The sequence below is a fragment of the Flavobacterium sp. CF108 genome, from assembly GCF_900129795.1.
Lineage (GTDB): Bacteria > Bacteroidota > Bacteroidia > Flavobacteriales > Flavobacteriaceae > Flavobacterium.
The window spans coordinates 437,294-460,736 of record NZ_FQWW01000005.1 but is presented as its reverse complement, the minus strand read 5'-3'; the positions used below and the strand labels follow the sequence as shown (position 1 = coordinate 460,736).

The following is a 23,443-nucleotide window of genomic DNA, read 5'->3' as shown; positions in this document are numbered from 1 at the left end:
AAATCTAGACTGAGACTGAAAAGTAAATAAAATAGAGTTTAGATATAGAATTTAGAGCAATCTGAAATCTAAAATCTAAAATCTGAAATTCAGAAAAATGACAGAAGGAAATTTTGTAGATTACGTTAAGATATATGTTTCGTCCGGAAAAGGGGGAAAAGGATCTACGCATTTACATAGAGAGAAATTTATTGAAAAAGGCGGCCCGGACGGTGGTGATGGTGGTCGAGGCGGACATGTGTATTTAGTGGGAAATAAAGGACTCTGGACATTATTTCATTTAAAGTTTGCGCGTCATATTAAAGCGGGACACGGTGGAGACGGTGGAGGAGACCGCAGCACGGGAGCAGATGGAGATGATAAATTTATTGAAGTGCCGCTGGGAACTGTTGTAAAAGACAAGGAAACCGGAGAAGTGCTTTTTGAAATCACGGAAGATGGTGAAAAGAGAATTCTTGCAAAAGGAGGAAAGGGAGGTTTAGGAAACTGGCATTTTAGAAGTTCGACAAACCAAACTCCGCGTTATGCACAGCCAGGTTTACCAGGCTTAGAAATGGACGTTATTCTGGAACTTAAAGTTCTGGCAGATGTTGGATTGGTTGGTTTTCCTAATGCAGGAAAATCTACTTTATTATCTGTATTGACTTCTGCAAAGCCTAAAATTGCCGATTATCCTTTTACAACCTTAAAACCAAACTTAGGAATTGTAGCTTACAGAGATTATCAATCTTTTGTAATTGCTGATATTCCGGGAATTATTGAAGGCGCTGCAGAAGGAAAAGGTTTAGGACATTATTTTCTTCGCCATATTGAGCGTAATTCAACTTTACTATTTTTAGTTCCGGTTGATACGCCGGATATTAAAGCAGAATATGATATTTTGGTAAATGAATTAACGAAGTATAATCCTGAAATGCTGGACAAAGAACGTCTTTTGGTTATCTCAAAATGTGATATGCTGGATGACGAACTTAAAGCAGAATTGAAAGCAGAATTAGACGTTTCGTTTAAAGATATTCCTTATATGTTTATTTCATCTGTTGCACAGCAAGGTTTGACAGATTTGAAGGATAAACTTTGGAAAATGCTTAATGAATAAAAAAGATAGTTTTCTTAAAACAAAAACCACTAACAAATAATACTTGTTAGTGGTTTTTTTAATTTAGCTAAAAAGTATTTGTGAATACATTTAGTTTTTATAATATTCTATTCTTCTTTCAGCGATTGCGTCTGGAACTTCATTTTTTTGATTAACGTACATTTTGCAAAGAGTCCAGTTATTAGTGTTGTCAAAAGTGTAATCAAATAATATAGAAACAAGTATTTCGTCTCCCACATCGTTATCGTAACAAGTCATAGTTGTAACATTTCCAAAATCATCATATTGGTACACTACCTTGTTGCTGTCTAATTCATTATGGGTATGTTTGCTGTCAACAAGTTTTTCCATTTCAATTACCTTGTTGTTTTTGATTTTATAAGTTTCCTGGTATAGAAACTCCTTCCTCTTATAAACAGTCATTTTAACGAGTTGGTCTCCATTATCATAAACATAATTGACGTTTAAAGTATTGTCGTTATAAATCGCCCGATCATAAAATGCTTCTGTGCTGCGATCGTTATATATGTCAAGCGGAATAATAATCTGCTTTTTAATAATCTGTCCTTTCGGATTGTAGAAAAATAAAGTCCTGCGGTCGAATTTTAAAGAATCTTCTTTTGGAAATTCTTCACTAATATAATCATTAAAATAGAGCTCTTCAGTAATCTTTTGATTTTCTGTTTTGTACTCATATTTCATCTCTTCTTTTGAGTCGTCATATGTATGTGTTCTGTTTGGATTCATTCCGAACAAAAAGTTGCATTGCAGCGCCATTTTCTGTTTATTAAAAAAATCAACTGAATCAATTTGAAATTTAAAAACCTGGCCTTTTTCAAATTCTTCGCTTAAGCTAGAAATTCTTTTATCAGAACGTTCAGTGATCATGCCGTATGTATTGAATTTTTTATAGTATAATTCACGATCATATTCGTCAGTAGCATAATAATTATGAAGCACAGGATTGTATTTTAAAAATAAGTTTGAATCCCAGCGTTTGTCATTAATATCTCTTAAAACTGTTTTCACAGATTTCACGTTGCCTTTTAAACCAAATTTATCCCAGTCATTTTTAAAGATATATTCAGAGCCAACTTGAGCAAAACCATAATTTACGAATAGGAGAGTCAGAAATAAAGTTTTCATTCTATTCATAATAAGTGATTTCTTTGGTTATTAAAGTTTCTTGCTTGGTCTGTTTTTTTCCGTTTTCAGAAAATGTGGTTGAAATATTTAATTTGATCCAGTTTCCGTTTGTATCATATTCATATTTATAAACCCTGTTTTCAATGTAATTGTTTCTGTTAGTAATGGTTCTCTGGCTTATCTGACCATCTTTAAGTATGGCAGAATCGGTTTTAGGTCCTTCTACAAGAACTTGTTTTATTAAAACATTTTTAGGGTCGTAATTATAATTTGCTTTGTAAGCCAGAGTTTTATAAAAACAGCTTTCTTCGATAAGATTATCTTTAAGGTCGTATTTATAGCTGTATTTAACGGGTATTTCTTTTGGAGTAATTAAAAAACTAAGAAGTTCTCCATATTTTGCTTCTTCTATAACTCTGTTTTTAGTGTCATATTTAAAATAAGACCGGGTTCCTATCTTTTTTTTATCCATTTTAGGCCCATAGAATGAATATGTGACAGCTTCTGTTTTTTTACCTGCCGCATTATATTTATACGACCAGTAATCATTACTGAGATAAGAATCCTCTTCTTTTTGAATTTCTTCCTGAGAGATTTTATCTTCTTTATCATTAAACTTTTTAATAAAATGTACTCCCATTGAGCTAGTATAAAAAGATTTTTCAAGTTTTCCTTTATCGTTATAAACCAAGCTATCGCCGCCTATTGTATCCATTGGAAAATAAACCGGAGGATAAAGCTGTACTTTTTTGGTCAGTCTTCCTAAAGGATTAAAAGTTTCATATAAACCATAAATATTCGGGTTTAAAAGTCTTTTAATATTTTGCTGTTTTGGAGTATTTTCGATTGTGAAAAAACAGGTTTTAATTGTTTTCACTTTTCCTTTCAGTCCTCTTTCTTTTAATTGTGTTTTGGATTCAGATTTTTCAATTAGAAATTCCTGAACTATTTGCGAATTTAAATGACCGCTTATGAGAAAAACTATAAGTATAATCTGTTTTTGAAAGCAGTTGTATAGAGATTTTTTTATCATAAAATGAAATATGACTTTTTAAGTTGTTGGATTTTTTGTTTTGGGAAAGATAAAACATTTATTTTTCAAAAATAATTTTTTTAAAAGGTGATGACCACATAAAAAAGAAAACCCGACAATTTCCATTGTCGGGTTTTATACTTTTTGCGCGAAAAAACAAAAAGTATAAAGGATTTTACTTTCTAACTTAAATCCTGTGAAATTATAGTCCAAAGTTTTTAGAGATTCCAATGTTTAAAGTTTTTCCAAAATTGAAACCTAAACGCTGTTCTCTCGCAGTTTCTTTTCCGCTAAGATTATCGTAGCCAATTCCTCCAATAGAAAAATTTAAACCAAATCCGTTTTTCATATTGATAAATAAGGCTGGCGTTAAACTAGCATAAACACCTTTAGTTTTATCAATACTTCTTTCTTGGTATCCAACTCCTAAATCAGTGTAGAAAGAAAATAAATCAGAAAGAGGCACTGAGTAACGAGTAAAAGCGCCAACTCTGTATGCTTCTTCTCTTTTAGATCCAGATTCTTTATAGTTCAGGATTGAACCTTCAACTCCTAAAGTCCATTTGTCTGTAAATTGATATCCTGCTTTTGGAGAAAATTCAAAATTTTCATATTTATCATCTCCAATTTTTTCTGAACCAAATCCAACATTTCCGCCAAGTAAAATTGATCCCTTTTGCGCACTCATCATAGTTGTCACTAATAGTACAACTGCTACTAATAATTTTTTCATTTTTATTTTTTTAATTAGAAAGGCAAATTAAAGGAATAATTATTTGTAAGAAATGGATTAAATTAAATATTTTTAATTGAAGGTTAATTTTTACAATTTTTATTAAGATTTAAAATCATGATTTCATTAAAGCTAGAATTTTATAAGTTTAATTGGCTTTTATCTTTTTATATTCTAATAATTTTTCTTTTTCATCAAATTATGAATTTCGCAAAATCATCTTCATATTTATTTATTATGTTTTGTTTTTAGATCGAATGTTTATTTTTTTTGCGAAAATGAGTTATATTCGCAGTACTTAAACAAAATAACATGAAAAAAATAGTTTTATTCTTGACCATGTGCCTTATGGCTTTTCCTGTAAGAGCTGATGAGGGAATGTGGTTCTTGATGTTTATCGAAAGATTGAACCATAGAGATATGGAGAAAATGGGCTTGCAATTAACAGCCGAAGAAATTTATAGTATTAACCACCATAGTTTAAAAGATGCAATTGTACAGTTTAATGGTGGGTGTACTGCTGAAATCGTTTCTAAAAGCGGACTGGTTTTAACAAATCACCATTGCGGATATAACGCGATTGCAGAACTTTCTACTGCAGAACAAAACTATTTGAAAGATGGTTTTTGGGCAAAAGATAAAAGTGCCGAAATGAAACCTAAATCTTTATACGTTCGTTTCTTTGTTCGTATGGACGATGTTTCTAAAAGGATTTTATCAAAAGTAAATGATACTATGACGGAAACTGAAAGAAACAAAATCATTCAGCAAGAGATTAGTTTAATTGAAAAAGAAAATAGTGAAAACGGAAAGTATACAGTTTCTGTTCGTCCGTTCTTTCAAGGAAATGAATATTACTATTTTGTTTACCAAGATTACACAGATGTTCGTTTAGTGGGAACACCTCCGGAAAGTGTTGGTAAATTTGGAGGAGACACTGACAACTGGGAGTGGCCTCGTCAAACAGGAGATTTTTCTATGTTTAGAGTTTATGCTGATAAAGACGGAAATCCTGCAGCATATTCTAAAGATAATGTGCCTTTACAGCCAAAACATTATTTGCCTGTAAGTATTAAAGGTGTAAAAGAAAATGATTTTGCGATGATTTTGGGTTACCCAGGAAGAACAAATCGCTGGATGCCGGCAGGCGGAATAGAGCAGAATATAAAATATGCTTATCCTGCGTGGGTTGAAGGTGCTAAAACCGGAATGGATGTAATGAAAAAGTATATGGATACAGATGCAACAGTTCGTTTGAAATATGCATCTAAATATGCTTCGACAGCAAACTACTGGAAAAACCGTCAAGGTATGATCGATGCTTTAACAAAAGCGGGAACGGTAGATACAAAATCAGAGCAGGAAGATAAGTTTTATGAGTGGGCAAGCAAACCTGCTAATAAAGATAAGTATGAAAATGTAATTCCTACTATTAACGATTATTACAGAGAAACAAATTTAAAAGCGCGTCACGATAATTACTTAACGCAGCTTTTGCGTACTTCCAGCTATGCGGCTGGTCCTGCAAATTTAGGAAATGAGCTGATTGCTTATTATAAAGAAAATGACGCAAAAAGAGCAGAGATGTTACCGAAGATTAACACAATGATTGACAATATCTATGGTAATTTTTATGCTCCGCTTGAAAAAGATGTATTGACAGCGCAATTAAATTTATATGCTTCTAAAGCTGCTGAATATGGACTTGCTCCGGAAATTGCTAAAATGAAAACTGCTAATAATGGTGACTTTACTGCTGACGTAGCCAAAGCAACTGAAATTAGCTATTTTACAACTAAGGAAAAAGTATTAGCATTTATGGCTGATCCAAAACCTTTGGCAATTGTACACGATCCATTATATATTATTTCTAATGATTTATTGACAAAGTCGCGTGCAAAAACAGATGACCAAAAGAAAGCGGATGATGGTTTTGCAACTGCTTACCGTGAACTTGTTGAAGGTTTAAGAGAATCAAAATTAAACGCAATTAAATATCCTGATGCAAACTCTACTTTGAGATTGACTTACGGAAAAGTTCGCGCTTTACCTGCGGATCCTCGTAACGATGCTGCGATCAACAATTATACAACTATGGAAAGCATGGTGAAAAAGTATAAAGCGGGAGACCAGGAATTTGATTTACCAAAACGTTTGTTAGAATTAAACAAAGCAAAAGATTTTGGACAATATGCTGATAAAGCAGGTTACATGCCAGTAAACTTCTTGACTGATAATGATATTACCGGAGGAAACTCAGGTTCACCGGTTTTAAACGGTAAAGGAGAATTAATTGGAATTGCTTTTGATGGAAACATTGAAGCGATGGCAGGAGACGTAATTTTTGATCCTAAATTACAAAGAACTATTAACGTTGATATTCGTTATGTACTTTGGATTATTGATAAATACGCTGGCGCTAAAAATATTATTGACGAATTGACGATTTCTAAATAATCTCAGTTTCATTATAAAAGTAAACCCGACAGATTTTAAATCTTGTCGGGTTTTTTGTTGTTTTTAATTTTGAAAAAGAATGTCATCCTGAGCGAAGTCGAAGGCTTGTATGTTGTGAAGGGCTTCGACTTCGTTCAGCCTGACATAATGTAATTATGAAAATTTATTGTCACCCTGAGCGAAGTCGAAGGCTTGTGTGATGAGAAAGGTTTCGACTTCGCTCAGCCTGACATTCAGATTCAGTAAACCCGGCAGGTTTTTAAAACCTGCCGGGTTTGTTACATCAATTAACTTTTACCCGAATTCCTTTTGTATGACTCGCAAACTCCGGAGCATACATACTTTGAATTGTGGTAATTCCGTTTGAGAATTCACCGCTGTTATTTACTCTAATATCATATTCTAACACATAAGTCCCTTTATCAATTTCATCAAAAAAGAAATGCGTTGCAGCATCTTTTGTACTTATATAATATTCTAAACTATCTGAGGATTTATATTCTGAAAGAACATTTACGGGCTCAAAACAAGAAGCGCGCATATCTTTTAAATGAACATATTCTGTGTCTTCTTTTGACGTAATAATTAAACGTACCGTAACCAAATCTCCGGTTTTTAAAGAATTTTTTGCTGTAATTCTTTCCAGTTCATCTCCTTTTAAAGTGCTTTTCTTTAGATAAAGTTCTTTTGAAACAGATAAAACGGCTCCCGAATTGTTTTTGATTTTATCCAAATCTTCAAAATACTGCCAGTAAATACCGCCAAATCCCGGAACTTTTGATTTATTCTGAATGCTGATAGAAGCCATTTCTTTTTTAACTTCTTCACCTTTCCAGTTTAATTTGATATAACCAGTTTCGGCTTCTTTTTGATTTTCGGCTAGTTTTTTGGTCATGATTTTTTCGTCACCCAATTTTATAACTGTATTATCTTTTACAGAAAGCCAATCTGTTCCTTGCAATAATAAAGCATAAATGGCTTCGCTGGTTGATTTTGTCGTTGGCCAGTTTTTAGTTTGTTTGTTTTTAAGCAGCCAGATTTTCATCGCATCTACAGATTTGGTGTCTTGCGTAACTTCGGCGAAAGCCTCAACCAATAAAGCCTGAGTTTCAATAGGAGCCTGATACCAATACCAGCCAGATTTGTTGGCAATCCAGTACATTCCCCAATCTTCATTGTTTGAAGAAGTTTCTTTTAGGCTTTCAATGATTTTTTTAGCAGTTTCTTTTTCTCCAAAACGGTTTAAAGTTAAAGCCGCCAATCCTTTTTCGTAAAGTGAATAACCAAGCCATTCTTTTTTAGCTGTTTCGAGATATAATTTAGTAACCTTTTTTAAAGTGTCAGACAATGGATATTTATCCAGATAAAAACTTCTGGTATACAAATAATGAAGGTCAGAATACGGATTAATCCAGATTAGTTTGTCGGTTGTTTTTAAGTTTTTGGTTCTAAAACTATGATAGCCTAAAAATTTATTGTCTAAAAATGGAATTGCTGTTTTTGAAATTTCATTGGTTTTTGCAGTATTGTCTTTACTCAATTTTGCTAAATGACCTAAACCAGCCAGAATATGTCTGGTGATGTATTCACTTTCATAACCGCCGTCAAACCAAGAAAACCCCCCAGATACTTTTTGTTTTTGTTTTAATTTTTCGAATGCAGTTTCCTGAGAAGTTTTCATTTTCTCCAGATCAAATAAAAGCGCAATATTCTTTTTCTTTTCATCTTCATTTTGAGCATCATTTAACCAAGGCGTTTCGGCTAAAATTATTGATTTTAATTCGTCGTTTTCTTCTAGTTTAGAAATTGGTTTTCCTTTTTTTCTCCACTCTTCAAAAACAGTCGCAATTTTCGGGTTACTTGAAATTATTTCTGATGCTAAAGCATTGGCATAAAAACGTGCAAAAGTTTGTTCTGCACATTCGTGTTCGTATTCCATTAAATACGGTAAAGATTGAATCGCAATCCAGGTTGGGTTTGAAGTGTATTCAAACGTAAACTGGTGGTTTCTTAATGTTGTAGAATTATTGTTTTTTAAGTTTTCGAATGTATATTCTTTAGTCGAATTCTCACGAACCCAAACCGGAATGCTTTCTGTAACGAGCATATTGTTGGTCAAAACAGGAATAATGTTTTCTTCTCCATCTGAAAAATTTCCAGATTTTGCCAAAATTTTATATTGAATTCCCTGCAAGCCTTCTGGAATTGTAACAGTCCAATTTACAGTTGTATTTCCGTAAGCAGGAATCGTGAAATTTCGAATGTTTTTTGTGTTTAATAATTTTGCATCGATTGGCTGCATTGTCGCGGCATCAAAAAACTGCAAATTGGCGATTCCGACTTTCGCGTCAGCGGTAACATTCGAGATTTTGGCACTAATAACAATTGTATCTTTTTCTCTAAAAAAGCGTGGAAAATTTGGCATCAACATCAACTCTTTTTGTGTAATAACGCTTTTCTCCAAATAACCGGAAACAGCGTCTTTGTTATGGGCCAATAAACGAAGTTTCCAGGCAGTCAATGCTTCTGGAGAAGTAAAGTTAAAACTCACTTTTCCATTAGAATCTGTTTTTAAATTCGGAAAAAAGAAAGCAGTTTCAGAAAGGTTTTTTCTGGCTTTTACTTGTGTTAAAGCTTCGAGAGCACTCTTTGTTGTAACAATTATTACTCCATTTACTGCTCTGCTTCCATAAAGAGCTGCTGCTTTATCATCTTTTAAAACATCAATTGATAAAATGTCATTTGGGTTTAAATTTTTTATTTCACTTACTATTTGTCCATCAACTACATATAAAGGATTGGCCCCTTTAACTGTTGACGCTCCTCTAATTTGAACGCCTTGTGCGATTCCTGCTAATTGTTGTGAAAATCCAGCGGAATCATAAACAGCATTGTCTTCTGAAAGAACTTCGGAGCTTATAATTTGGGTAGCAGAAGCCATTATTGACTTCTTTTTTTGCGTGCCATAACCAACTACAACAACTTCTTCTAAGTGATTTGATTCTGCTGTTAATTGAAAATTGATGGTTTTATCTTTATAAACAATTGCAGATTGATTTTTATAACCAATATAGGCGAAAACAAGTTCTTCATTTTCTTTTGCTTCAATTTCATAATATCCGTCAAAATCAGTACTCGTGCTTCTTTGCGTACCTTTGATAGTTACGCTCACGCCTGGAAGAGGCAATTGATCCTGATCAGTTACAATACCAGAAATCAATTTAGCATTTAATGGCTTTGTGATTTTTTTTGTTAATTGTCTTTGATATTCTCTTTGTAAATAAATTACATCATTGCTGGTGTTGGCAAAATCAAATCCAAACCAGATTAGTTTTGTGCTTTCATTTTTTAGTTCAATACGCTTAGATGGAGTGTTTAAATTAGGAATTGTGGTATATGTTTTTTCGTAACCTAAAAGCGCTTTGTAACTATGCCCAATATTATATTGATCAAGATTTAAGCTTGGCCAGTTTTTGGTAGTAAATTGATCTAATGAGCTGTCATACATTGATGCTAAAACTTCGGATTCTTTTTTTGCAGCTGTTCCGGTTAATTTAAAAGACCAGTTTTCGTTGCTTCCGGGCTGAATTTTAGTTCGAAATGTTTCTACATCAAATTTAAATTCAGGCTTTTCTCTTTTTAAAATAACAAAAACATTATTGTCAAATTTTTGATTCTCGTATATGCTTGTGAAATCAATTATTACCCCATTTTGAAATTCTTTTTTTATCGGGACCTTAACTAACGCTTCATTATTTTGAAGGTGATATATTTCTTCTGAATATAATTTGTTTTCATAATTAGCCGTCCCAGTAATATATAATTCTGGAAGAACAGAAGTTAGTTTTATTAAAACAAAACCGTCTTTTAAGGCATCTTGATTTATTTGCGTTACATTAAATAAACGACTTGTATCAAATTTGTCACTGCTTTGAAAAAGTCTGAAATTTGAATTACTTTCTATTAAATTACCAAAACTATCTTTTGCAGAAAAGACAATTTTATAGTCACCTGATTTATAATTTGAAATGAAATCTAAAGCCAGAGTTTTGTCTTTTTGTGTATCTATATTTTTAGAATACAATAAGGTTTCGGTTGTTTTTTCTTTTGAATTTTGATTGTTTTCGTATGGAAATAATTTTTCAAAATCAGAATTTGAAATAGATTCTATTTCAGGATTAGGAAATACTCTGCCCTTAAATTTTGTAGAGAATGGGTTGAGATAGTAAATTTTTATTTCTCCTTTAATTGCAGTAAATTCTCCATTTAAATTAGTACTTACAAGTTTAATCTCATTTTTATTTTTAGTCGAGATTTCATTATCGATTACAGCATTTAATTCTAAGTCGTGGTAACCAACTTTTACAAATGTACTGGCATCATGAGTTTCTCCGTTGATATCAGTAACAGAAGCTTTTATTTCATAATTAAAAACAGGCAATAGTTCTTTCTTAGAATTTTTAGCAGGAACGGCTGTAAAATCAATTGAAAATTTTCCTGAGGCATCAGTTTTAGTTTCTTCAACAGCCAAAACTTCATTTTCAACTTCCTGATTATAGAAATGTCTTAAATAAGTCGTATGTCGGATAACAGTATAACTTACTTCTGCATCAGAAATATTACTTCCTGCAAAAGCTTTTGCAGTTCCTTTTACTTTAACTAGTTGATTAAGCTGAAAGCTTTCTTTTTTAGGTTCAAAAGTTACCTCAAATTTTGGACGTTTGTATTCCTCAACCTGAAAATCGATTTGGGAAGTTTCAAAATCTACATTTTCCCAAAATGGATGTTCATCTTTTGTTTTATCATAAACTTTATCATTTTCATAGTCAGTAGGTTCATCGGCAGTAATTAAAAAACTACCTGTCAGGCCAGATTTTGGAAGAACAAATTCACCGGAAAAAGAACCAAACTCATTTGTTGTAACATCAAATTCTTTAATTTCTGTATTGTTAGGGTCTTCAACAATAATTTGAAATGTTGTAAAGGGAACTACAGCCGATTTGTTTTTAATTTTTTGTGTCGCAATTCCTTTATAGTAAACGGTTTGTCCCGGACGATAAATTGCACGGTCTAAATAAAATTCTACTTTTCCTTTAAAATTATTCTGATCCTCATTTTTATCATTGTATTGGTTATTGTAAGCAAGATATTTGTTTTCAATATAAAGAGTATCTTTTGGTGTGTAAACAGTAATTGGCTGATAAGTATACTGGTTAATTTTCTTTTCAAAAACCGCAATTCCGTTTTTATTTGTTAGAACATTAATTGACTGAGATTTGACATTTACATTTTCTAATGGTTTTCCAGTTTTTCGATCTAGAACCTGATACGTTTCCGATATGTCATTTTGAGTTCCTAAAATTATAAAGTCAGAAACTGTAATAGTTTCAAAGGCGTAAGCTTTCCTGTCATTAGAATCAGATTCACTTTCAAAATATACTAAATAAGAACCTGTCTCTAATTGTGGCAGTAAAACTTCTGTTGAATATTCAAAAAAATCTTTTTTATTGGTTAATGTATAAGATTGAGAAATTGCAGGTTTTGTTTTTTGAGTGATTGAATCTCTAATACCATCTCTTGTGATATAAGATTTTGTGAGTTCAATAAGCTGTGTTTGTGAAATTTTGAAAAAAGAAATTTTAAGTTTTTCGATATTTTTATATTGAACAAAAGCGCGCGTGTTTTCGTTATTGTAAACATATTTTTGAAGCTGTATATTTAAATTTTTATACAAAATGTTTTCCTTTTGTTGTATGGCAAGTTTATAAGCATTTGATCTATTGTTGATTTGTAAAATGCTGTCTAAAATTGCAATTGCTTTTATATTATAATCAGGGTTAGTTTTTTTTGAGGCTTTTTGAGATAAAAAAGAGGCTCTTTCTAACTGAATGTTTTGTATTAAAAGCACATTGTCAGTTTTGTTTTGAAGAGCAGCTAAAGCCTGAATGTAATCTTCATCTGCATCTAGAATATTTTTTTTGAGAAACTGAATTCTTCCCCAAATATTTTCGGCAGTTGAATTGTTAATTTCTTGTCTTTGATAGAGTTTTAAAGTGATTTTAAGATTTTCGTTTGAAACAGAATCAAAGTTTAATTTTATAAAATCAGTTGAATTACCTAAAAGATCTTTTTTAGAAGATAAAAAATCGCTTTTTTGAATTTCCCACGAGCGAATTTTTTGCGATTGAAGGTATATGTTTTCTGATATTACATAATTTAATAAATTAAGAGTTTTAAATTTCTCCATAGTTGGATAATCAAAAATAGCTTCGTACTTAGTCAGGGAAGTGTTTTTTAAAACAGTCTCGTTTTCCATAGAACTTTTTAAAGCGAGATCAATTTGAGCATTGAAATTTTTTGCAGTCCAGGTTAGGAAATCATCATCTAGTTCTACGGTATTTGTTCTCTTTTCAATTTGATATTTGTTTCGGGCATAATAATCAGTTAAACATTTTGCGTAAACCAAATTCAAAATTGCTTTTGATAGAACAGAAACGCGGCCAATATCAGTTTTTAGATTATTTAAAATTTTAGTTTGTGCATTTTCATCAACAACCTGAAGGTATTTAGATTGATAAAAAAAGCATTTTATCATTTGAACCTCGTCTTTTTGACTTATTGCTTTTTTATAAATTTTAGAAACAATTTCGTTTGCCGATTTTACTTTCCCTTCATTTTCAAGAGCAATAACTTTGTCCCATCTTTTATCATTTTGCTGTGCAAAAATTACTGTCGAAAGCAATAAGAATACAAATAATATATTTTTCATAAGAGAGTTTTAATCTATAGATGATCAAATTTTAAAAAAGGTTGGGAAGTCGAGAATTATTTCTAAAATATTTTCTCTACAAAGTACTAATTTATCTCTAAAAGGAAATAACACATTTTATATTTCCTTATTTTTGAAAAATAATTATTGGAGTTTTATTAGTTATTGGCTTTTTCGATTAACCAATTAAACAGTTTAACGATTAAACATTTTAAATGAAAACACATTTCATCGCTATAGGCGGAAGCGCGATGCACAATCTAGCATTAGCATTGCATAATAAAGGTTATCAGGTTACAGGAAGCGATGATGCTATTTTTGAACCTTCAAAATCAAGATTAGAGAAAAAAGGAATTCTTCCTGCTGAACTGGGCTGGTTTCCTGAAAAAATCACTGCCGATATTGATGCCATAATTCTTGGAATGCATGCAAAAGCCGATAATCCGGAATTGTTGAAAGCGCAGGAATTGGGACTTAAAATTTATTCTTATCCAGAATTTTTATACGAACAATCTAAAAATAAAACCCGTGTTGTAATTGGTGGTTCGCACGGAAAAACTACCATTACTTCGATGATTTTGCACGTAATGCATTATCATAATATTGAGGTTGATTATATGGTTGGTGCACAGTTAGAAGGTTTTGATACTATGGTTCATTTAACCGAAGAAAATGATTTTATGGTTTTAGAAGGTGATGAATATTTATCTTCTCCTATAGATCGTCGTCCGAAGTTTCATTTATACCAGCCCAATATTGCTTTGATTTCGGGAATTGCCTGGGATCATATTAATGTGTTTCCAACGTATGAAAATTATGTAGAACAGTTTGAAATCTTTATTTCGAAAATTACAAACGGAGGAATTTTAGTTTATAATGAAAATGATCCGGAAGTAAAACGAGTTTCTGAGGCTGCTGCAAACCCAATTCGTAAATTGGCTTATCATACTCCTGAATATACGGTTAGTGATGGTGTAACATTATTAAAAACACCAGAAGGGGATATGCCAATTGAAGTTTTTGGGGCGCACAATTTAAATAATCTTGCCGGAGCAAAATGGATCTGCCAAAATATGGGTGTGGACGAAGCTGATTTTTATGAGGCAATTGCCAGTTTTAAAGGCGCTTCTAAACGTTTAGAAAAAATTGCCGAAGGAAAAGGGAAAGTTGCTTATAAAGATTTTGCGCATTCGCCAAGTAAAGTTGCTGCAACAACTAAAGCAGTAAAAGAACAATATCCAAACAGAACTTTGGTGGCGTGTTTAGAATTACATACCTACAGCAGTTTAAATGCTGAATTTTTAAAAGAATATGAAGGAGCTTTAGAATATGCTGATGTTGCGGTTGTTTTCTATTCTCCAGATGCTGTAAAAATTAAACAGTTAGAAGAAGTTACATATGAACAAATTGCAACTTCATTTAATAGGGAAGATTTAATTATTTATACAAATCCAGCTGAATTTAAAGAATATTTATTCAATTTGAATTTAGATAATTCTGCACTTTTATTAATGAGTTCAGGAAATTACGGAGGTTTAAACTTTGATGAAGTAAAACATTTGATAAAGTAAAACAATTGATAAAGTAAAACAATTGATTGAGTAGTTAATCAGTCAATTTGAAAATTATATAATTGCCGGCTGTTTTTACAGCTGGTTTTTTTTGGAATTTTAGGTTTTCTAATTTGGAATTTTTCTAATTTGGAATTTCTTTAGAATATTTAAAATGTCCCACAATTTTATATTCAAATAAACAATCTTGAAGAACTTGCCCATTACCAACATTATGGACAATTAAATTTCGTTTTCCGTCTTTTGATTTTTTGTTGGTTACTATTCCAATATGAGGCAGTTTATCATTAATCATCCATGTTACAATTTCACCAGTTTTATAATCGTTAGAATTTTGAGTTACGACTAGTTTTATTCCTTTTCTTTCAAAAAAAACTTCCAGATTTGGAACTCTTCTGTGATCAATATTAGTATCGGTTTTAGTCATTCCCCAATTTTTTAAATTCGGATATGCGTCGAAGTTTTCTACCATATCTTCATGTACTTCTTTTTGAAGATCAATTCCTAATTTTCGATAAGAGCGAATAACAACATCGGTGCAGACTCCTTTTTTTGCAGGAACATCTCCGTTAGGATATTGAATTGAAAAGTAGGCCGGATCATAATCTATTGATGGATCAATAATTGAAATTGCAGCTTGAGAGAGTTTTTCCTCAAAATTATTTGGCTGATTTTCATTACTCTCATTTTTTGCTATTTCCTTCTTTTGACAGGATATAAAAAGAAATAGAAGGAAAGAAATACGTAAAATTTTCATTTAGAGATAAGTTAGTTTTTAAAGTTAAACAAATTTAGAAATGATTCAATTTTTTGAAAGATTTTTCTTCTTTTTAATATATATTCGCTTCTTAAAATATATTATTATGGAGGGAGGTCATTTTCCTATTACGAATTGGTCTGAAGATGACAAACCAAGGGAGAAATTAATGCTTAAAGGAAAAGATGCTTTAAGCGATGCTGAATTATTGGCAATCTTAATTGGGTCAGGTAGTCGTAATGAATCGGCTGTTGCATTAAGTCAACGGATTTTAGCTGATGCGGGAAATCTTAATTCTTTAGGAAAAATGTCTATTTCTCAATTAATGCAATTTAAAGGAATAGGAGAAGCAAAAGCAATTACCATTATTGCTGCTTTAGAATTAGGACGAAGAAGAAGAGCAGAGGATACCGTTAAATTATCTAAAATTATCTCAAGTAAAAATACTTTCGAAATTATGCAGCCTATCATTGGAGAATTGTCTCATGAAGAATTTTGGGTGCTTTTTCTTAATAATTCGAATAAGGTTATTTCTAAATCACAATTAAGCAAAGGAGGAATTACAGGAACAATTGTAGATATACGATTGGTTTTTAAATTAGCCTTAGAAAATGGCGCTACAGGTTTGATTTTGTGTCATAATCATCCTTCCGGAAATTTAAATCCAAGTGATGCTGATAAACAAATTACAAAGAAAATAAAAACAGCAGGAGAGATTCTAGATGTTAAAATTTTAGATCATTTGATTATTACTGAAACAAAATATTATAGTTTTGTAGATGAAGGAATTTTTTAATCTATGAATACCAACATTACAGACATTTTTTTTGATTTAGATCACACGCTTTGGGATTTTGATAAAAATTCAGAAATGGCTTTTGATCGTATTTTTAAAAATAATTTCGGAGAAATTAAAATTGAAGATTTTATTAAAAAATATGTTCCCATAAATCAGGAATGCTGGAGGTTGTATCAAAATGATGAAATTACGCATCAGGAATTACGTTATAACCGATTAAAATATTCTTTTGATGCTTTAAATTATTCCATTTCTGATGAAAATATAGATCAGATCGCTAATGATTATATTGAGTTTTTGACCGATAATAATTATCTTTTTGATGGAGCAATTGAAGTTTTGGAGTATCTTAAACCTAAATATAAACTGCATATTATTACAAATGGGTTTGCACACGTTCAAACCAAGAAAATAAATAATGCTTCGCTTGGCGGTTATTTCAGTACCATTACAAATTCTGAATTAGCCGGGGTTAAAAAACCAAATAGTATTATCTTTGACTATGCTGTCAATTTGGCCCAAGCCTCAAAAGAAAACAGTGTCATGATTGGCGATGATTTTGATGCGGATGTTAATGGCGCCTTAAACGCTGGTATGGATGCTATTTTCTTTAATATCAGAAATATTGATGTGCCTAAAAATTTAAAACAAATTAATCATTTACTAGAACTAAAAAAATACCTATAATTATGAAAATAAAAGTTTTACTGGCTTTACTATTTTGTTCGGCTATTGGGTTTTCGCAATCTGTTAACGATTATAAAGCCGTTATAATTCCTCTTAAATACGATTTTATTAAAACAGATAATCAATATCGATTAGCAACGTTAACTAAATCAAATTTACTTAAAGCCGGCTTTGAAGCTTATTATACTAGTGAGCAAGTACCTGCAGGTTATGATAGATGTGAGATTTTGTATATCGATGTAAAAAGAGATAATGCTTTTTTAGTAACAAAACTTTTTGTTCAATTTAAAGACTGCTACGGAAAAGTAATTTATACTTCTGAAACAGGAAAGAGCAGGGAAAAGGATTACGAAGTAGCATACAAAGAAAGCCTTGAAGGTGCGTTTGTTTCTATTATTGGATTGCACTATAAATATAATGGAAAAACTATTTCTTCAACTTCTTCGAGTGTCGCGCAAACTGCAGCTCCAGTTGCTGCTGTTGCAAGTACTCCAGTTGAAAAACCTGTAGTTAATCTTTCAGATCCAAATTTATTGTATGCACAGCCAACAGAAAATGGGTTTCAATTAATTGATAAAACACCAAAAGTGGTAATGAAATTATTGAAAACTTCACGTGCAGATTCTTTTATTGCCATTAAAGATGGAATTCAGGGATCTTTAAACGCAAAAGATAATCAATGGTATTTTGAATATTATCAAAATGATAAATTGATTTCAGAAAAAGTTTCGGTAAAATTCTAAAATATACTATGGTTTAATAGCCATATTTATCTTTCCAACGGTTCTTTAAAAATTCGCGGTTGCTGTTCTCTCTAGAATTGCTCCCCGGATTGTAAAGAACCGTTTCTTTTATAGCATCTGGCAGAAATTCTTGTTCGGCAAAATTATTGGCATAGTCATGCGAATATTTATAATCTTCGCCATAACCTAATTCTTTCATCAATTTTGTTGGAGCATTTCGCAAATGAATAGGAACTGGTAAATCTCCTGTTTGTTTTACTAATTGCTGCGCATTTCCAATAGCCATATAAGATGCATTGCTTTTTGGAGATGTTGCCAAGTATATGGCACATTGACTCAGTATGATTCGGCTTTCCGGATAACCAATCGTTGAGACAGCCTGAAAAGTATTATTAGCCATAATAAATGCCGTTGGGTTTGCATTTCCAATATCTTCACTAGATAAAATCAACATTCTTCTGGCAATAAATTTTACATCTTCGCCGCCTTCAATCATTCTTGCCAGCCAGTAAACTGCACCATTTGGATCACTTCCTCTTATAGATTTTATAAAAGCAGAGACAATATCATAATGCTGTTCACCCGTTTTGTCATACAAAACAGTATTTTGCTGAACCAGTTCAAAAACACGATCGTTGGTAATAACTACATTATCGCTTGGCGAAGCATTAACTACAAGTTCAAAAATGTTAAGCAGTTTTCTGCCATCACCGCCAGAAAGTCGCAATAAAGCTTCCGTTTCTTTTAAAGTAATTTGTTTAGAGGCTAGTTCTACGTCAATTTTCATTGCACGATGTAATAAAGCTTCTAAATCGTCTTTTGTAAATGCATTTAGGATATAGACCTGACATCGGGATAATAATGCGGGAATAACTTCAAAACTTGGGTTTTCTGTAGTTGCGCCAATAAGGGTAATCCATCCTTTTTCAACGGCAGCTAAAAGGGAATCTTGCTGTGATTTACTAAACCTGTGAATCTCATCAATAAATAAAATAGGGTTTTTGGCAGTAAATAAACCACCGCTTTGTTTTGCTTTTTCAATTACGTCTCGAATATCTTTAACCCCAGAATTAATTGCGCTTAAAATATAAAACGGACGCTTAGATTCTTGTGCAATAATTTGTGCCAAAGTTGTTTTGCCAGTTCCGGGCGGTCCCCAAAAAATAAGTGAAGGAATTATTCCTTTTGAAATTTGCTGTGTCAATGAACCATTTGGTCCAACCAAATGACTTTGACTAACATAATCCTCTAATTTCTGTGGGCGAATACGCTCGGCTAACGGTGCTTCCATTTTGTAAAATTACTATTTTCAAAATTAATTTTATTACATGAGATATTATATACTAATTCGATTTTAAAGTTTTAACATATAATAGAATAGCTGACAAATTATCAGTACTTTTTATTTGGATAGTTTTTTGATGCCAGAACATAAATCAGAATCGAAACTATATGAATGATAATCAATTTAAATTTTCAACTGCAGTTATTGGAGTTCCAGTATTTTTTGTGCTTTTTCTTTGGGTTATATACTGGATTCAGATTCGATTTGATTTTGACTTTTATCAAAACGGAATTTATCCCAGAGATTTTTCCGGATTGCAAGGCATATTGTTTAGCCCATTTATTCACGAAAATTTAGAACATTTATATAACAACTCAATTCCGCTATTTGTTTTGCTGACAGCTTTGCAGTTTTTTTATCCAAAACAGTCATTAGGTGTTATTTGTTATGGGATTCTATTTTCTGGATTAATAACCTGGATTATTGGCCGGCCAAACTTTCATATTGGTGCCAGCGGATTAATTTATGTTTTGGTAAGTTTTATCTTTTTTAAAGGAATACAAACTAAATATTATCGTCTAGTAGCACTTTCGTTATCTGTTATTTTACTTTACGGAGGAATGATTTGGTATGTTTTTCCAGATGTAGATGCTGCAATTTCCTGGGAAGGACATTTAGGCGGATTTATTACAGGATTTGGACTTTCTTTATATTACAAAACTTCTGAATATACAAAACCCATAATTTACGATTGGCAGAAACCAGATTTTGATCCATCTCAGGATGCTTTTATGAAGCATTTTGATGAGGATGGAAATTTCGTAAATACAGAAATTCCTGAAGAAGAAATTGAAAATCCTGACGCGTATTTTAATTCCAATATTATTGTGAATTACATTGTAACTAAGTCAGAGCCAGTTGATAAAGGTTCTGAAGGGTAATTTTTATGGATTAAAATGATTAATTTTGTTAAGGACCTTTTAATTTGATTATACCAACTCATGAAAAACGCTTTTTTTTCTGTTTTAATTTTATTGATTTTTGGAAGTACTGAATCTTTTGCTCAATGCGATGTGAAAAATAAAGTACTTGCCGACGGTTCTATGGTTTATTATTTTGACCCGGCAGTTTTTTATACCACAAATTCTAAATCTCTAAAAATAAATATTGTTACCGATAAAGAAAATTATTTTGTTGCTCTTCAGCCCATGCCTTTTCCCGGAAAGAAAGTAGGAAAAGAAATTACAGATGATTTGATCATACACCTAGCTGATAATAATGCATATAAATTAACGCATTATGATACCCAGTATATAAAAAACGACTCTATTATGCAGGTTTTGTATCTAATGGATAAAAAGGATTTAAAAGCATTTTCTGAATTCGAAGCTGTTGTGGCTACTATAAATATGAAGGGGACTGAGTTTATGCGTGATTACAATTTCAAATTACATAAAGATGAAATTGTAAAACAGCTGGCTTGTTTTTTAAAAGAAGAAGAGAAGTAGATTTAATCGTCACTTATAGTTTCTGATTTGTGTAAGAACTTTTTGTTTAGATTCTCAAAAAAATTATTAAATGTAAGAGTGAATGCTGCGGCGTTTATGATTTGATTTCCGTTATCCCTTGGAAGGTATTCGTTAGCATATGTTAGTTCAATTTGTATATTATCTGTAAAAAGATAACCAGCGCCAATATTTAATCTGTTTCTGTCAAAAAAACTAAGACCGGTAACTTTTGTTCCCGATTTAAAAAACAACTCATCGGAGGCAATAGCATATACAACACCTTTTCGTAAAACTTTACTGTTGATGGGTTTTAAGTATTTAATTTGCTGACGATATCGAAACACGTTTTCGTAGTCGTCATCTTCATTTTTCATATGACGAAGTTCGAGCCGCATTCTTGTGCTTAATGTATATCCGGTTTTATGAAAATAATAAATGCCTTGTAAGGCAAATCTCCACTCCGGAGATGCATATTGTCCGATTTCAGGAACGTCCTTATTATTAAAGTACCCGACAAAAGAGGATAATTTCCAACGCGGAGATAGATAGTAATGTCCCCAAGCTCTAAATGATCGTTGTGTATTTTGCTCAAAAATGTTTGGGGATGATTCAGTACTGCTATAACTCGTTCCTAAATTAAGTTCTGTTGACCACTTTTTGGTAATGGTTCTGTTAAATTGAATTTCACCCCAAAACTGATTGTATTTTGTTGTTTGTCCATAGTTCATGGTTGTAATTAGAAAAATTACAATTGCAGAAAAAAAGTTTTTAAATACTATGTTATGAGTGGATTTTGAAGACATTTAATAGTTATTAAGTTGTCATTCTACTTCTGTATGCTTTGTTAACTTCTTTGACGAACTGTTTCGTATAAAAATGCACCACAAGCAACAGAAACATTAAGAGATCCTATGGAACCGAACATTGGTAACTTTGCTTTCTCATCTACGATTTTTAAAACAGAAGGATTTATACCTCTGTCTTCAGATCCCATTATAATAGCTAAAGGTTCATTTAATGATAAATCATAAATGTTTTGATCTGTTTTTTCTGTAGCAGCTACAGTTTTTATTCCAGATCCTTGAAGATAGAATATTGCATCTTTGATATGCTCAACTTTACAAATAGGCACATTGAATACTGCACCTGCAGATGTTTTGACAGTGTCACCATTTACCGGAGCAGAACCTGCTTTTTGAACGATAATTCCATTTACTCCTGTACACTCTGCAGTTCTGATAATAGCACCAAAGTTTCTCGCATCTGAGATTTGGTCTAATATCAAAAATAAAGGTTTTGAACCCGAAGCAATAGTCGACTCTACTAAATGTTCTATATCAATAAATCCAATAGGCGAAATTGTTGCAACGGCACCTTGATGATTATTTGGTGTTAATCTATTTAATTTTTCAACTGGAACATAAGAGAAATTAATATTGGCACGTTTCATTACCTTCATTAAATCTTTCATTAATTCTCCAGAAATCTCTTTTTGTATAAATACTTTGTCAACTTCCTGACCAGCTTGTATCGCTTCTATAATGGCTCTAATACCAAATATTTGATGTTCTTTTTCCATGAGGCAAATATAGGTATAATGTTTATATAAAAAAAAACCACCCCGAATGAACGGGATGGCTTTTCAGTATTATTAAAGAAATATATTATTGTAATAATATTCCTTCTTTGTATGAGAATTGTAATTCTTGACTTGTAGTTCCTTGGATTTTATCAGTAACTTTCAAGATTCCATAATAATCATCACCATCTCTAGTAATTTTGTAAATGATAACGTCTCCAGTTGCAAGATTAGTTAAGCTTGTTACTTTAGCTCCAGCTGTGTAAGCAGCGTCAGCATCAAATAAGTCAGCAGTATCAAAATCTAAAGTTGATTTTACAAATGTAATACCGCTAGTAGCTCCTGCTGTTATACCAAATGGACTAACAAAAGAGATCTCTGATCCAGTAGTTCCTTTAGAGAAGTCAAAACTGTTTGAGTCTGCAGCGTTAGAAATACTTCCATCGTGGTCAGCACCAAACTCTTGATTAACAAATTCAACAGTTGTAGAAATAACATCAGTTTGAGTTCCAGCAGTTACAGTGAATCTGTAAGTGATTTTGTCTCCAACTGCGATTCCTCCGTAAGTAGAATATGGAATTGCTGCAATATCAAGATCTTGATGAGTAATAGGCAATGTTCCTGGTAATGCAGAAAAAGCACCTCCATTTTTTGACCATTGTCCAACTATACTGTTAACAGTTGTACTTGCTTTTTTAACTGGTGCAAAAGTTATGATTACAGGTGTTGGGTCAAGATATTTAATTGTTGATACACCACTTGTAGCGTTAGTAACAGGATCTCCATCAGCATTGTATATCTGCCATACGATTCCTTTTCCAACTGTAAGAGTCCATGTTGCTCTTGTAGTTGTACCATCAGAATAAGTTGAAAGAATTGCTAATGCATAAGTTCCTGTTTTACCTGTTAGAGTAGTTGTACCACCAGAAGTTACAGGAAATACATCAAAGCTTCCTAATGAAGAAGTATTGAAAGTAGCTTTTCCGTCAGTAAGAGTCGCATCTGCAACTTTATCTCCAAATACTATAGGATCTGAAGTAGTTTTAGCAGCGTTCTTATAGATTTCAACTTTAGATATAGTTACACCTTCTTTAGCATAAGTATTAAGAGGCAAATTATAGTTGTTGTCTAAACGACTAATACTTGAAGTTGTTGGAACTGCGTTCCCTCCCGCGGTTGAATATTCTATATTATCATCTGCGGAATCACAAGAAGCTAAAATTGCAATTAATGCGAATGCAGCAATTTGTTTTATAAATTTTTTCATATTTCTAATA

17 protein-coding genes are annotated in these 23,443 nt (G+C 32.0%); 8 read left to right on the top strand and 9 right to left on the bottom strand.

The features are described from left to right. Nucleotides 1-97: 97 nt before the first annotated feature. Complete coding sequence (gene obgE, locus BUE10_RS16290; protein WP_073486737.1) at nucleotides 98-1,099, top strand: GTPase ObgE; 1,002 nt, start codon at nucleotides 98-100, stop codon at nucleotides 1,097-1,099. A gap of 90 nt (nucleotides 1,100-1,189) precedes the next feature. Here the strand turns inward: obgE and BUE10_RS16285 are convergent, their stop codons facing one another. The 3 genes from BUE10_RS16285 to BUE10_RS16275 all read right to left on the bottom strand — a co-directional run bounded on the left by BUE10_RS16285 (nucleotide 1,190) and on the right by BUE10_RS16275 (nucleotide 4,011). Beyond that, on the bottom strand, nucleotides 1,190-2,245 hold the full coding sequence (locus BUE10_RS16285) for a hypothetical protein (RefSeq protein ID WP_143055978.1): 1,056 nt from the start codon (nucleotides 2,243-2,245) through the stop codon (nucleotides 1,190-1,192). Between the two features lies 1 nt (nucleotide 2,246). After that, entirely contained in the window at nucleotides 2,247-3,278 is a 1,032-nt protein-coding gene (locus BUE10_RS16280; protein WP_073486733.1) for a hypothetical protein, read from the bottom strand. Between the two features lie 202 nt (nucleotides 3,279-3,480). Continuing rightward, nucleotides 3,481-4,011, bottom strand: a complete 531-nt coding sequence (locus BUE10_RS16275) for an outer membrane beta-barrel protein (RefSeq protein ID WP_073486731.1) — start codon at nucleotides 4,009-4,011, stop codon at nucleotides 3,481-3,483. A 312-nt stretch (nucleotides 4,012-4,323) separates the two neighbouring features. On the opposite strand from BUE10_RS16275, the gene BUE10_RS16270 reads away from it, so the two are divergent. Then, complete coding sequence (locus tag BUE10_RS16270) at nucleotides 4,324-6,468, top strand: S46 family peptidase (RefSeq protein ID WP_073486729.1); 2,145 nt, start codon at nucleotides 4,324-4,326, stop codon at nucleotides 6,466-6,468. A gap of 283 nt (nucleotides 6,469-6,751) precedes the next feature. On the opposite strand, the gene BUE10_RS16265 is transcribed toward BUE10_RS16270, so the two are convergent. Then, nucleotides 6,752-13,237, bottom strand: a complete 6,486-nt coding sequence (locus BUE10_RS16265; RefSeq protein WP_073486727.1) for an alpha-2-macroglobulin family protein — start codon at nucleotides 13,235-13,237, stop codon at nucleotides 6,752-6,754. Nucleotides 13,238-13,452: 215 nt separating this feature from the next. On the opposite strand from BUE10_RS16265, the gene BUE10_RS16260 reads away from it, so the two are divergent. Further along, nucleotides 13,453-14,808, top strand: coding sequence for a UDP-N-acetylmuramate--L-alanine ligase (locus tag BUE10_RS16260; RefSeq protein WP_073486726.1), 1,356 nt, complete (start codon nucleotides 13,453-13,455; stop codon nucleotides 14,806-14,808). 124 nt (nucleotides 14,809-14,932) lie between these two features. On the opposite strand, the gene BUE10_RS16255 is transcribed toward BUE10_RS16260, so the two are convergent. Further along, complete coding sequence (locus BUE10_RS16255; protein WP_073486724.1) at nucleotides 14,933-15,565, bottom strand: DUF1287 domain-containing protein; 633 nt, start codon at nucleotides 15,563-15,565, stop codon at nucleotides 14,933-14,935. A gap of 106 nt (nucleotides 15,566-15,671) precedes the next feature. Here BUE10_RS16255 and radC point away from each other — a divergent pair, with 106 nt between their 5' ends. From radC to BUE10_RS16240, 3 genes are read left to right on the top strand one after another with little or no spacing between them, the layout of a single operon-like run. Next, nucleotides 15,672-16,361: a RadC family protein gene (radC, locus tag BUE10_RS16250; RefSeq protein WP_073486900.1), complete on the top strand. Its 690-nt coding sequence runs from the start codon at nucleotides 15,672-15,674 to the stop codon at nucleotides 16,359-16,361. Between the two features lie 3 nt (nucleotides 16,362-16,364). Next, entirely contained in the window at nucleotides 16,365-17,051 is a 687-nt protein-coding gene (locus BUE10_RS16245) for a YjjG family noncanonical pyrimidine nucleotidase (RefSeq protein ID WP_073486722.1), read from the top strand. A 2-nt stretch (nucleotides 17,052-17,053) separates the two neighbouring features. Further along, nucleotides 17,054-17,794: a hypothetical protein gene (locus tag BUE10_RS16240; protein ID WP_073486720.1), complete on the top strand. Its 741-nt coding sequence runs from the start codon at nucleotides 17,054-17,056 to the stop codon at nucleotides 17,792-17,794. 13 nt (nucleotides 17,795-17,807) lie between these two features. On the opposite strand, the gene BUE10_RS16235 is transcribed toward BUE10_RS16240, so the two are convergent. Then, a complete protein-coding gene (locus tag BUE10_RS16235) occupies nucleotides 17,808-19,085 on the bottom strand; it encodes a replication-associated recombination protein A (RefSeq protein ID WP_073486718.1) in 1,278 nt (425 codons plus the stop codon). Between the two features lie 161 nt (nucleotides 19,086-19,246). On the opposite strand from BUE10_RS16235, the gene BUE10_RS16230 reads away from it, so the two are divergent. Further along, nucleotides 19,247-20,020: a rhomboid family intramembrane serine protease gene (locus tag BUE10_RS16230; RefSeq protein ID WP_073486716.1), complete on the top strand. Its 774-nt coding sequence runs from the start codon at nucleotides 19,247-19,249 to the stop codon at nucleotides 20,018-20,020. 60 nt (nucleotides 20,021-20,080) lie between these two features. Beyond that, nucleotides 20,081-20,587, top strand: coding sequence for a hypothetical protein (locus tag BUE10_RS16225; protein ID WP_073486714.1), 507 nt, complete (start codon nucleotides 20,081-20,083; stop codon nucleotides 20,585-20,587). 2 nt (nucleotides 20,588-20,589) lie between these two features. On the opposite strand, the gene BUE10_RS16220 is transcribed toward BUE10_RS16225, so the two are convergent. The 3 genes from BUE10_RS16220 to BUE10_RS16210 form a co-directional block, all read right to left on the bottom strand. Then, entirely contained in the window at nucleotides 20,590-21,390 is an 801-nt protein-coding gene (locus tag BUE10_RS16220) for a DUF2490 domain-containing protein (RefSeq protein WP_073486712.1), read from the bottom strand. A gap of 41 nt (nucleotides 21,391-21,431) precedes the next feature. After that, nucleotides 21,432-22,166, bottom strand: coding sequence for a 23S rRNA (guanosine(2251)-2'-O)-methyltransferase RlmB (gene rlmB, locus BUE10_RS16215; protein ID WP_073486710.1), 735 nt, complete (start codon nucleotides 22,164-22,166; stop codon nucleotides 21,432-21,434). Nucleotides 22,167-22,251: 85 nt separating this feature from the next. After that, nucleotides 22,252-23,433, bottom strand: coding sequence for a hypothetical protein (locus BUE10_RS16210; RefSeq protein ID WP_073486708.1), 1,182 nt, complete (start codon nucleotides 23,431-23,433; stop codon nucleotides 22,252-22,254). Nucleotides 23,434-23,443: the final 10 nt, after the last annotated feature.

What these genes read in the sequence shown, in the direction of transcription:
- obgE (WP_073486737.1), top strand. Translation starts at nt 98, where the DNA reads ATGACAGAAGGAAATTTTGTAGATTACGTTAAGATATATGTTTCGTCC.
- BUE10_RS16285 (WP_143055978.1), bottom strand. Translation starts at nt 2,245, where the DNA reads ATGAAAACTTTATTTCTGACTCTCCTATTCGTAAATTATGGTTTTGCT.
- BUE10_RS16280 (WP_073486733.1), bottom strand. Translation starts at nt 3,278, where the DNA reads ATGATAAAAAAATCTCTATACAACTGCTTTCAAAAACAGATTATACTT.
- BUE10_RS16275 (WP_073486731.1), bottom strand. Translation starts at nt 4,011, where the DNA reads ATGAAAAAATTATTAGTAGCAGTTGTACTATTAGTGACAACTATGATG.
- BUE10_RS16270 (WP_073486729.1), top strand. Translation starts at nt 4,324, where the DNA reads ATGAAAAAAATAGTTTTATTCTTGACCATGTGCCTTATGGCTTTTCCT.
- BUE10_RS16265 (WP_073486727.1), bottom strand. Translation starts at nt 13,237, where the DNA reads ATGAAAAATATATTATTTGTATTCTTATTGCTTTCGACAGTAATTTTT.
- BUE10_RS16260 (WP_073486726.1), top strand. Translation starts at nt 13,453, where the DNA reads ATGAAAACACATTTCATCGCTATAGGCGGAAGCGCGATGCACAATCTA.
- BUE10_RS16255 (WP_073486724.1), bottom strand. Translation starts at nt 15,565, where the DNA reads ATGAAAATTTTACGTATTTCTTTCCTTCTATTTCTTTTTATATCCTGT.
- radC (WP_073486900.1), top strand. Translation starts at nt 15,672, where the DNA reads ATGGAGGGAGGTCATTTTCCTATTACGAATTGGTCTGAAGATGACAAA.
- BUE10_RS16245 (WP_073486722.1), top strand. Translation starts at nt 16,365, where the DNA reads ATGAATACCAACATTACAGACATTTTTTTTGATTTAGATCACACGCTT.
- BUE10_RS16240 (WP_073486720.1), top strand. Translation starts at nt 17,054, where the DNA reads ATGAAAATAAAAGTTTTACTGGCTTTACTATTTTGTTCGGCTATTGGG.
- BUE10_RS16235 (WP_073486718.1), bottom strand. Translation starts at nt 19,085, where the DNA reads ATGGAAGCACCGTTAGCCGAGCGTATTCGCCCACAGAAATTAGAGGAT.
- BUE10_RS16230 (WP_073486716.1), top strand. Translation starts at nt 19,247, where the DNA reads ATGAATGATAATCAATTTAAATTTTCAACTGCAGTTATTGGAGTTCCA.
- BUE10_RS16225 (WP_073486714.1), top strand. Translation starts at nt 20,081, where the DNA reads ATGAAAAACGCTTTTTTTTCTGTTTTAATTTTATTGATTTTTGGAAGT.
- BUE10_RS16220 (WP_073486712.1), bottom strand. Translation starts at nt 21,390, where the DNA reads ATGTCTTCAAAATCCACTCATAACATAGTATTTAAAAACTTTTTTTCT.
- rlmB (WP_073486710.1), bottom strand. Translation starts at nt 22,166, where the DNA reads ATGGAAAAAGAACATCAAATATTTGGTATTAGAGCCATTATAGAAGCG.
- BUE10_RS16210 (WP_073486708.1), bottom strand. Translation starts at nt 23,433, where the DNA reads ATGAAAAAATTTATAAAACAAATTGCTGCATTCGCATTAATTGCAATT.